Source organism: Mesorhizobium sp. M7A.F.Ca.AU.001.01.1.1, assembly GCF_004022735.1.
GTDB classification, from domain to species: domain Bacteria; phylum Pseudomonadota; class Alphaproteobacteria; order Rhizobiales; family Rhizobiaceae; genus Mesorhizobium; species Mesorhizobium ciceri.
Genome location: NZ_RZPF01000179.1, coordinates 1 through 9,720, shown reverse-complemented (window position 1 = coordinate 9,720; position 9,720 = coordinate 1). Strand labels below are relative to the sequence as shown.

The 9,720-nt window shown below is 64.2% G+C and carries 11 protein-coding genes and 1 riboswitch; of the genes, 5 read left to right on the top strand and 6 right to left on the bottom strand.

What is annotated here, in order from left to right; all coding sequences use genetic code 11:
• Nucleotides 1–363: nuclear transport factor 2 family protein (locus EN884_RS13495; RefSeq protein ID WP_164895001.1), on the bottom strand; the 363-nt coding region annotated here is incomplete at its 3' end.
• A gap of 119 nt (nucleotides 364–482) precedes the next feature.
• On the opposite strand from EN884_RS13495, the gene EN884_RS13490 reads away from it, so the two are divergent.
• Nucleotides 483–1,385: a LysR family transcriptional regulator gene (locus EN884_RS13490; RefSeq protein ID WP_063169094.1), complete on the top strand. Its 903-nt coding sequence runs from the start codon at nucleotides 483–485 to the stop codon at nucleotides 1,383–1,385.
• 119 nt (nucleotides 1,386–1,504) lie between these two features.
• Nucleotides 1,505–2,305, top strand: coding sequence for a 1-acyl-sn-glycerol-3-phosphate acyltransferase (locus EN884_RS13485; protein ID WP_013529394.1), 801 nt, complete (start codon nucleotides 1,505–1,507; stop codon nucleotides 2,303–2,305).
• Between the two features lie 25 nt (nucleotides 2,306–2,330).
• Here the strand turns inward: EN884_RS13485 and EN884_RS13480 are convergent, their stop codons facing one another.
• From EN884_RS13480 to EN884_RS13470, 3 genes are all read right to left on the bottom strand, one after another.
• Complete coding sequence (locus EN884_RS13480; protein ID WP_063169095.1) at nucleotides 2,331–2,957, bottom strand: LysE family translocator; 627 nt, start codon at nucleotides 2,955–2,957, stop codon at nucleotides 2,331–2,333.
• A 90-nt stretch (nucleotides 2,958–3,047) separates the two neighbouring features.
• A complete protein-coding gene (locus EN884_RS13475; protein WP_063169096.1) occupies nucleotides 3,048–3,995 on the bottom strand; it encodes an aldo/keto reductase in 948 nt (315 codons plus the stop codon).
• A 120-nt stretch (nucleotides 3,996–4,115) separates the two neighbouring features.
• The gene (locus EN884_RS13470) at nucleotides 4,116–4,637 is read right to left on the bottom strand and encodes a gamma-glutamylcyclotransferase (RefSeq protein WP_013529391.1); all 522 of its coding nucleotides are present in this window, start codon (nucleotides 4,635–4,637) and stop codon (nucleotides 4,116–4,118) included.
• A gap of 142 nt (nucleotides 4,638–4,779) precedes the next feature.
• Between EN884_RS13470 and EN884_RS13465 the strand changes: the two genes are divergently transcribed.
• Entirely contained in the window at nucleotides 4,780–5,778 is a 999-nt protein-coding gene (locus EN884_RS13465; protein WP_128360579.1) for a DUF2125 domain-containing protein, read from the top strand.
• Between the two features lie 7 nt (nucleotides 5,779–5,785).
• Nucleotides 5,786–6,709, top strand: coding sequence for a sugar kinase (locus EN884_RS13460; protein ID WP_063169098.1), 924 nt, complete (start codon nucleotides 5,786–5,788; stop codon nucleotides 6,707–6,709).
• 7 nt (nucleotides 6,710–6,716) lie between these two features.
• On the opposite strand, the gene EN884_RS13455 is transcribed toward EN884_RS13460, so the two are convergent.
• Complete coding sequence (locus EN884_RS13455; protein WP_027162911.1) at nucleotides 6,717–7,652, bottom strand: prephenate/arogenate dehydrogenase family protein; 936 nt, start codon at nucleotides 7,650–7,652, stop codon at nucleotides 6,717–6,719.
• Nucleotides 7,653–7,657: 5 nt separating this feature from the next.
• The gene (gene hisC, locus EN884_RS13450; RefSeq protein WP_063169099.1) at nucleotides 7,658–8,767 is read right to left on the bottom strand and encodes a histidinol-phosphate transaminase; all 1,110 of its coding nucleotides are present in this window, start codon (nucleotides 8,765–8,767) and stop codon (nucleotides 7,658–7,660) included.
• Between the two features lie 137 nt (nucleotides 8,768–8,904).
• Nucleotides 8,905–8,982, top strand: a riboswitch (SAM riboswitch).
• Nucleotides 8,983–9,096: 114 nt separating this feature from the next.
• Here hisC and metX point away from each other — a divergent pair.
• A partial coding sequence (metX, locus tag EN884_RS13445) for a homoserine O-acetyltransferase (RefSeq protein ID WP_128360578.1) occupies nucleotides 9,097–9,720 on the top strand: 624 nt, incomplete at its 3' end.

The following is a 9,720-nucleotide window of genomic DNA, read 5'->3' as shown; positions in this document are numbered from 1 at the left end:
GCGCAGACGCATCAGCCCGTGTTCGTCGAATTCCCAGTTCTCGTTGCCGTAGCTGCGGAACCATGAACCGCTGTCGTCGTGCCATTCATAGGCGAAACGCACGGCGATGCGGTTGCCGTGGAAGGCCCAGACCTCCTTGATCAGCCGGTAGTCGAGCTCGCGGCTCCATTTGCGCGTCAGGAAGGCCTGGATGGCGTCGCGGCCTTGCAGGAATTCGGCGCGGTTGCGCCAGCGGCTGTCCTTTGTATAGGCGAGCGCGACCCGCGCTGGATCGCGTGAATTCCAGGCATCCTCGGCCATGCGCGCCTTCTGCGCTGCGGTCTCGGCGGTAAACGGCGGCAGCGGCGGGCGGGCTTCGGACATGGCAACTCCTGTGCGAGGCCATGCTGCAGGCAGGGCCGACAGACTGGAATATAAGCCTTCCATCATTCAAAGGCAGGTGGCATATTCGTAACTTGTCCTTCCATTTTTCGGAAGAAGCTATGGATCGTCTCGAGGCCATGTCGCTCTTTGTCGCCGCGGTGGACGCCGGCAGCCTTTCCGCGGCCAGCCGCCGTTTCGGCATTCCGCTGGCGACGGTCAGCCGCAAGATTTCCGATCTCGAGCGCCATCTGAACACACGCCTCCTGAATCGTTCGACGCGACGGCTGACACCGACCGATGCCGGCCAGGCCTATCTTGCCGCCTGCCGCCGCATCCTGGACGACGTCGGCGAGGCCGAACGCACGGCCGCCGGCGAATACAGTGTTCCGACCGGCGAACTGGCCATCACCGCGCCGGTCGTCTTTGGCCGCCTGCACGTGCTGCCGGTCGTCACCGGCTTTCTCGCCGCCTATCCCGACGTGGACATCCGCCTGACATTGGCCGATCGCATAACCCAGCTGGTCGAGGACCATTTCGATCTCGCCATCCGCATCGGCCGATTGCCCGATTCGAGCCTGGTCGCCATCGGCGTCGGCGCGATCCGCCGCGTCGTCTGCGCCAGCCCGGCCTATCTGGCCGAACACGGCACGCCAACGACCCCGGAGGATCTGGAAACACACGATTGCATCACCTTCGAGGGGCTCGCCTCCGCCGCCAGTTGGAGCTTCATCAAGGGCAAGGCCGAAATCCCGGTTCGGGTCCGCTCGCGGCTTCAGGTCAACACCGCCGAAGCGGCCATCGATGCCGCGATTGCCGGCGTCGGGCTGACGCGTGTGCTTTCCTACCAGATCGAAGCCGCGCTGCGGTCCGGCGCGCTGCGCGTCCTGCTGCAGGAATTCGAGCCGGCGCCATGGCCGGTAAGCCTGGTGCATGCGGGCCACGGCCTGCTGCCGGTCAAGCTGCGCGCCTTCCTCGATTTTGCCGCTCCGCGCCTGAAGGCGCGGCTGGCGCGGCTGATGTAGCGGAACCAGGCCAACCCATCGGTGGCCGTTCTTCGTCGCCACCCAAAGCGCCCTGCGGCCATTTCCTTTTTTCCCGCGCTTGGTGTAACCAACGCTCACCTCCTCACCGGGCTCCCCCAATGCTCTACATCAGATCGCTGACGTTCAATTTCGTCTTCTACGTCAACCTGATCGTCCAGATGATCCTCTGGACCCCCTACTATTTCCTGTCGCCCCGGCACCGCGCCTGGTTCGTGCCGAAATTCTGGTCGCGCACCTCGATGTGGCTTTACGAGAAGATCGCCGGAACGAAGAACGAGATCACCGGCCGGGAAAACCTGCCCGAAGGCTCCTTCATCCTGGCACCAAAGCATCAGTCGTTCTGGGACGCGATCGCCTTCTTCCCCTTCCTTCAGGACCCGCTCTACATCCTCAAGCGCGAGCTGACCTGGATCCCGTTCTTCGGCTGGTACATCATGAAGATGCGCATGATCCCGGTTCATCGCGGCAGCCGTTCGAAGGCACTGAAGGCCGTGGTCGCCGCGACCAAGGAAGAGATGGCGCGCAACCCTCGCCAGCTCATCATCTACCCCGAAGGGACAAGACGCGCGCCGGGCGACGAACCGGCCTACAAATACGGCATCGTCGAAATCTACACGCAGCTTGGTGTTCCGGTGGTGCCGGTTGCCCATGTCGCCGGCCTCTATTGGCCGCGCCGCAAATTCCTGCGCTATCCCGGCACCATCAAGGCGCGTTTCCTGCCGCCGATTCCACCGGGACTGAGCAAGGACGAATTCATGGCCCGGCTGATCGGCGAGACCGAAGCTGCCTGCGACCAGTTCCTGATGGATGCGGCGCGCGGCCCGAACCCGCCTGCCTTGCCGCCGACAGCGGTGAAAAGGCTGCAAGAGCTGGACAACGCCGCAAGAACCAAAGTCTGAACCGGAAGTCTCCGGCCGGCAGTTCTCAGCCGAACACCGCCAGCGCGGTGGTCAACACCAGCGTCACGGCAAAGATCAGATTGATGATCCGCGAGGCCGCCGGCCGGCGCAGGAAGCGCGCGAACCCAGCCCCCGCGACAAGCCACAGAGCGTGGATGGCAACGATCATCAGGGCGAGAACCGCCAGCTTCAGCCATAGACCAGGCTCAGTGGCGCCCTGTTTGGACGAAGCACCGGCGAACACGGCGGCGATCGCCACATAGGCCTTTGGATTGGCGACCGCGAGAAGAAATCCAGCCAGCCATGTGGGACGCGAAGTCTCGGCGGCGCGGGCGGCCAGCGGCGGCGCCGTAGCGATCTTGAAGGCGAGATAGAGGATGTAGGCCGCGGAGGCCAAAGCCAGCAACGGCGCCAGCTTCGGCATCGAGGTGAGCACTGCCATGACCCCGGTCGCGACAACCAAAAGCACGGCGATCGTGCCCAGGATGATTCCCCAGGCATAGCCCAGGGAATGGCGCAAACCGAAGGCGGCACCAACGGCGGTGACGCTTATCGTTGCCGGCCCCGGGCTGCCCATGACGACGGCGGAGGCAAGCACGAGCGCGCACAACTGGCGCCAAAGATCCGGCTGCAAAAGAAGCGGCTCAGTCATCTCACCCTCTGTCTTGCCCCGTGCGAAGGAGGCTATGGCAAGACAAGAGGGTCGTCTTGGACGTTCGTGCGAGGAGCGGCCGCCGAAACTTCAGTCGCTCGCCCTGTCGAGTTCGGCCATGTCGGCGGCGCTCAGCTTCAGCGACGCCGCCTTGATCAGGCTGTCCATCTGCTCGGGCTTGGTGGCGCTGGCTATCGGCGCGGTGACGCCCGGCCGAGCGATCACCCAGGCAAGCGCGACTTCCGCCTGCTTGGCCGAATGCCTTGATGACACCGCGTCGAGTGCCGCAAGGATGCGCATGCCGCGCCCATTGAGATAGTCCTTCACGCCGCCGCCACGCGGGCTTTGGCCGAGATCGGCCTCGCTGCGGTATTTGCCGCTGAGGAAACCTTTGGCCAGGCTGAAATAGGTGATGACGCCGATGTCCTCGGCCACGCACAGATCGCGCAACGGCCCGTCAAAGGATGAGCGATCGTAGAGATTGTATTCCGGCTGCAGCACCTCGTAGCGCGGCAGACTGCGCAGGCTCGCCACATCGAGTGCCGCACGCAACTGGCCGGCGTCGAGGTTAGAGCACCCGGCATAGCGAATCTTGCCCTTGGCGAGCAGCTTCTCGTAGGCGCCAAGCGTTTCCTCATAGGGCGTCGCAGGATCCGGCCAATGCGACAGATAGAGATCGATGAATTCGGTCTGCAGCCGCTTCAACGATGCGTCGACGGCCTTTTCGATGTAGGCGGCGGACAGGTCCTTGTGCCCCTGTCCCATATCCGAACCGACCTTGGTGATCACCACGACCTTGTCGCGATTGCCACGGTCTTTCATCCATTTACCGATGATGGTTTCCGATTCGCCGCCCTTGTGGCCTGGAACCCAGCGCGAATAGGCGTCCGCCGTATCGATGGCGTTGAGGCCGGCGCCGACGAAGCGGTCGAGCAGGTCGAACGAGGTTTTCTCGTCGGCAGTCCAGCCGAAGACGTTGCCGCCCAGAACCAGCGGCGCGATGGACAAGTCGGTGCGACCGAGACGACGTTTCTGCAAGGCGGATCTCCGGGATGATTGGGCGGGCAAATGGCGCCCGCGGTCTGAGGGTTGGAGCCTAACCTAGGTCTTGCCTGAACGAGGTCAAAGGCCTGACGGCCTTTTTCCGCAGAGCCAGCTTCACAAAGGCGCGACCTGCAGCGCCACCTCTTCCAGCCAATGATCGCGAATGCCCAGCGCCTCGAGATGCTCCAGCGTGCTCAGCACATAGTCCTCGTTGTTGCCGGACTGGCCGACCGCACCGCGCACCACGGCCGCCGCATCTGCAGCGTCGAGCGCTCCGGCATATTGCTCGTGCTGGCGGTCGACAATGTAAACCACCGCGTCGACCGTACCGCCGCCGTCGAGGCGAACCTTGAGCAGACGCTCCAGATAGACATTGGTGACCAGCTCGCGCTCGCGCAGATAGGCCATAACCTCGTCGCGCAAGTCGCCGGGGACGCGGAATGCGAGGCCGACGCAGGACCCGCCACGATCGAGGCCGAGCACCAGCCCCGGCCGCTCGCGCGTGCCGCGATGCACGAAGGAATAGACGCAGAGCGAGCGCCGGTAGCCATGCAGGCGGGCACGCTGTGTTTCGACATGCGCGAATCCCGGCCGCCAGATCAGCGAGCCATAGCCAAACACCCAAAAATCGCCCATATCGCCGCGCCTGATTGCAAAAGATGCCAACACCGCACCCGGACCGGTGTTTTTTCCGCCCGTCCCGTCTAACTATTCGTCTGTCCACCTGGCGGAATCGACTACCCGTCCGCAATACCCATGCGTTAACGAGAGCCAAAGCATGACGTCAAGTGACGAACGCCAGCCGAACAAACGTCGCCGCCTGATCTGGCTTGCAGCATTCATCGTCGTGCTGTTCGCCCTCTACAGCGGCGGCTGGTTCTATCTGGCTGACCGCGTCAGGAGCGAGGCCGACAAGGCGGTTGCCACGCTCAACAAGAATGGCGTCGAGGCCGGCTGCGCCAATCTCCAGGTCAGCGGCTATCCCTTGAGCTTTACCGTCTCCTGCGACAACCTCGCCTATGAGGACGATGCCAAGAACATTGCGGCCTCAGCCGGCAGTTTCAACGCAGCCGCCCAGATCATCCAGCCTCTGTCGCCGGTTGCCAATCTGCGCGGCCCGCTCAGGACCTCCGTGCCGGACATGGTGCCGCTGTGGATCGACTGGGACAATCTGCAGGCCAATTTCAAATTGTGGTGGCCGCTGCCGCGGCGGATTTCGCTGGAGGCAGAGGGCCTTTCCGGCCAGACCGATCCGGCCGACGATACCGATCCGGTGCAACTGTTCAGTGCCGGCAAGGCATCAGGTCAGTTGCAGCCCAACGGCGAGGATATCGACTATCTCGGCAGTTTCGGCGATCTCGAGGTCGACCCCGACGCACTTGGCGGGCGCGTGCTTCCGGCGCTCGATGCCAGCGGCGACGTGACATTGAAGAACGGCGTCGCACTGATCGGCACGCGGGTGAAGAGCCTTCGTGGCCAGGCGATCGAAATCCGCAACCTTGATCTGTCGTCGGGGACGGCGCGCATCACCGTTTCGGGACCGCTCTCGGTCGATGCCGAGGGCCTGGTCAACGCCGACCTGATGATCAGGTTGAAGGACCCGAAGGCGGTGGCGGCCATCCTCGGCACCGCCATACCCGAGCAGAAAAGCCAGATCGAGCAGGGTTTTTCTGCCCTGGCGGTGCTCGGCAACGAACCGTCCATGCCGCTGAAGGTGGTCAGGGGCAAGGCCCCGCTCGGCTTCATTCCGCTGGGCAAGATCAAGCCGGTCGAATAGCTCAGCCATGGCAAAACCCGTGAAGCTGCTGAGCGTTGGCGCTTTGACGCTGGACACCATCCTGCACGTCGAGACGCTGCCCATGCATCAGGGCAAGTTCATGGCCTCCGACGGCGTCCAGATCGCCTCGGGCATGGCCACCAGCGCCGCCTGCGCTGCCCATCGCCTGGGCGCCGAAGTATCGCTGTGGGCGAGTGCCGGCGACGATGCCGTCGCCGACCAGCTCATCGCCGGCATAGAGGCCGAAGGCGTCGATTGCACCTTCGTGCGGCGCGTCAGAGGTGCCCGCTCGGCGCTGGCCTCCATCCTGGTCGACGCGCATGGCGAGCGCATCATCGTGCCGTTCTATGACAGGCTTGCCCAGGCCGATCCCGACGTCCTGCCGGTCGCCGACCTCATGGCATTCGATGCCGTTCTGGTCGATGTCCGCTGGCCGGGTGCGGCGGCACTCGCCCTGAAGGCGGCGCGCGCCATCGGCCGTCCGGCGATCCTCGATGCCGACACCGCGCCGCTGGAGGTCCTTGAGCAGTTGTTGCCGCTCGCTACGCACATCATCGCTTCGGAGCCGGCAGCGCGCATCGTCTGCGGCCAGGCGCTCGATCCGAAAACGGCTTGCGCCGATCTCGCCAGCCGCAGCGACGCTTTTGTCGCAGTGACAGGCGGCGCGGCGGGCAGTTGGTGGCACGACCGTCGCGCTGGCTGCGTGCGCCATGTCGCGGCGCCGAAAATCAAGGCGGTCGACACGCTCGCCGCCGGCGATGTCTTTCACGGCGCCTTCGCCGTCGGGCTGGCGGAAGCCATGCCGGTCGAGCAGGCTTTGCGGTTTGCCAGTGCGGCCGCGGCGCTCAAATGCCTGCGCTTCGGCGGCAGGCTTGGCGCGCCGAACCGAGCCGAGACGCTGGCCATGGTTGCGCAGACCTGGCCTGCCTGAGACAGACCTAGCCCTTCGCGGGGTGCTCGACCGCCTGACGGCCGAAATCGGGAACGTCGATGTCCTGGCCGGCTTCGATGATCGAGCGGCGCACGGCGCGGGTGCGGGTGAACAGGTCGAAGAGTTTTTCGCCGTCGCCCCAGCGGATTGCGCGCTGCAGCGACGCCAGATCCTCCGAGAACCGCGCCAGCATTTCGAGGATGGCGTCCTTGTTGTGCAGACAGACATCCCGCCACATGGTCGGATCGGAGGCGGCAAGGCGGGTGAAGTCGCGGAAGCCGGAAGCCGAATATTTGATCACTTCGGATTTGGTCACCGACTGCAGATCATCGGCGGTGCCGACGATGTTGTAGGCGATGATGTGCGGCAGATGCGAGACGATGGCCAGCGTCATATCGTGATGCTGGGGATCCATCGTGTCGATGTTGGCGCCGCAGCGCCGCCAGAACTCCGACAGCCTCTCCAACGCGTCCGGGTCGGTGTCGGGCAGCGGCGTGAAGATGCACCAGCGATTGTCGAACAGGTCGGCGAAACCGGCGTCGGGGCCGGATTTTTCTGTGCCCGCCAGCGGGTGGCCGGGAATGAAATGGACACCTTCAGGCACATAAGGCTGCATTTGCGCAATGACAGACGCCTTGGTCGAGCCGACATCGGTGAGGATCGCGCCCGGCTTCAGCGCCGGCGCGATTTCCTCGGCAACCGTGCCGGACGAGCCGACCGGCACCGAAATGATGACCAGGTCGGCATCGCGGACAGCTTCTCTCGCATCGGTGCTATAGCTATCGCCCAGCCCAAGCTCCTCGGCCCGTGCCAGCGTCGCCGCACTGCGGGTCGAGATGGATACGTGGCGGGCGAGGCCCTCGCGGCGGATGACGCGGGCCAGCGACGAGCCGATCAGGCCGATGCCGACCAGCGCGATCTTTTCAAACATCGGTGATGTCATGGTTTCTAGCTTTTCAGGAATGTCGTGAGAGCGGCGACAACGCCGCGATTGGCCTGTTCGGTACCGACGGTCATGCGCAGCGCGTTGGGAAAGCCATAGCCCGAAACGCGCCGCAATATATAGCCGCGCGCCGTCAGATAGTCGTCCGCCGCCGCTGCCGAATGTTTCTGGTCCTCTGGAAAATGAATGAGGATGAAATTGCCGACGCTGGGCGTCACCCGCAATCCAAGCTTTGTGAATTCCTCACTCAGCCAGGCCAGCCAGGTCTCGTTGTGCGCCACGCTGCGCTCGACATGGGCGCGATCGCGAATGGCGGCGATGCCGGCCTCGATCGCCGTCGCATTGACGTTGAAGGGGCCGCGCACGCGGTTGATGGCGTCGACGATGTGCATCGGCCCGTACATCCAGCCGATCCGCGCCCCGCCAAGGCCGATCTTGGAGAAGGTCCGGGTCATCACCACGTTCTCTGCGCTGCCGACCAGTTCGATGCCGGCCTCATAGTCGTTGCGGCGGACATATTCGGCATAGGCCGCGTCGAGCACCAGAAGCACGTGCCTGGGCAGACCGGCATGCAGCCGCCGCACCTCCTGGAACGGCACATAAGTGCCGGTCGGGTTGTTGGGATTGGCGAGGAACACGATCTTGGTGCGCCGCGTGACGGCGGCCAGGATGGCGTCGATATCGGCGCGCTCGTCTGTTTCCTTGATCGTCACCGGAACGGCGCCCGCCGACTGGATGTAGATCTTGTAGACCATGAAGGCGTGTTCGGTGATGACGGCCTCGTCGCCGGGCGCCAGATAGGTCTGCGCCAGCAGGCCGAGGATCTCGTCGGAGCCGTTGGAGCAGATGATGTTCTGCGGGTTGAGGCCATGCACCTCGGCGATCGCTTCGCGCAGCCGCCTGGCGGTGCCGTCGGGATAGATGTCGAGCTTGCCGGCAATCTCGCGCGCGGCTTCGATCGCCTTCGGCGAGGGCCCGAGCGGGTTCTCGTTGGAGGACAGCTTGTGGACCTTGGCGACGCCGGCAGGCGCCGTGCTCTTGCCCGGCACATAGGCGTCTATGTCCATGATGCCCGCGCGCGGGGTTGGACGTGCCTGGTCCGGTGTCTGGCTCATGTCGCAAAATCCGTCGAGAACGCTTCCTGAGGGAAGCCGCAGCGGAAATACAAGCCGTGGCCTGCAATGTCGAGAGGCGACAGCCTCCCGCCCAAGGCAGGCCGTTGACGCCGGCGCGCCACAGCCCTAGAAGGGGAGCGAACTTCCGTGGTGATTTGGCCGGTCGGCTTGCAGCCACGTTAAACAACTTGCTAAAGGGCCGTTTGCATCCTGTAACCGGCTTTGCGACCGCAATGCCGGTTTTTTGTTGTCCGCGCCGGCCGGACACCCGTATCGGCATCGACTTTCGACGAGTGCGATGCGTGGGCTCAAAGTGTGAGATGGATGTCATGGCCGTTCTGCGTGCCCGCAAAACCAACAACGAGGTCGACCAACCGTCGAGCCCGGTTTTGCGTTTTGGATCCGACAAGCCGCTCAAGCTGGACGCCGGCACGCTGCTGTCACCGTTCCAGATCGCCTACCAGACCTATGGCACGCTGAACGATGCCCGCTCCAACGCCATCCTCGTCTGCCATGCGCTGACCGGAGACCAGCACGTCGCCAGCACCAATCCGGTGACCGGCAAGCCTGGCTGGTGGGAAGTGCTGATCGGCCCCGGCAAGATCATCGACACCAATCGTTTCTTCGTCATCTGCTCCAACGTCATCGGCGGTTGCCTTGGCTCCACCGGCCCGGCTTCGACCAATCCGGCCACCGGCAAGCCGTATGGGCTCGACCTGCCGATCATCACCATCCGCGACATGGTGCGGGCGCAGCAAATGCTGATCGACCATTTCGGCATCGAGAAACTGTTTTGCGTGCTCGGCGGCTCGATGGGCGGCATGCAGGTGCTGGAATGGGCGTCGAGCTATCCGGAGCGCGTCTTCTCGGCGCTGCCGATCGCCACCGGCGCGCGCCATTCCTCGCAGAACATCGCCTTTCATGAGGTTGGCCGGCAGGCTGTCATGGCCGAT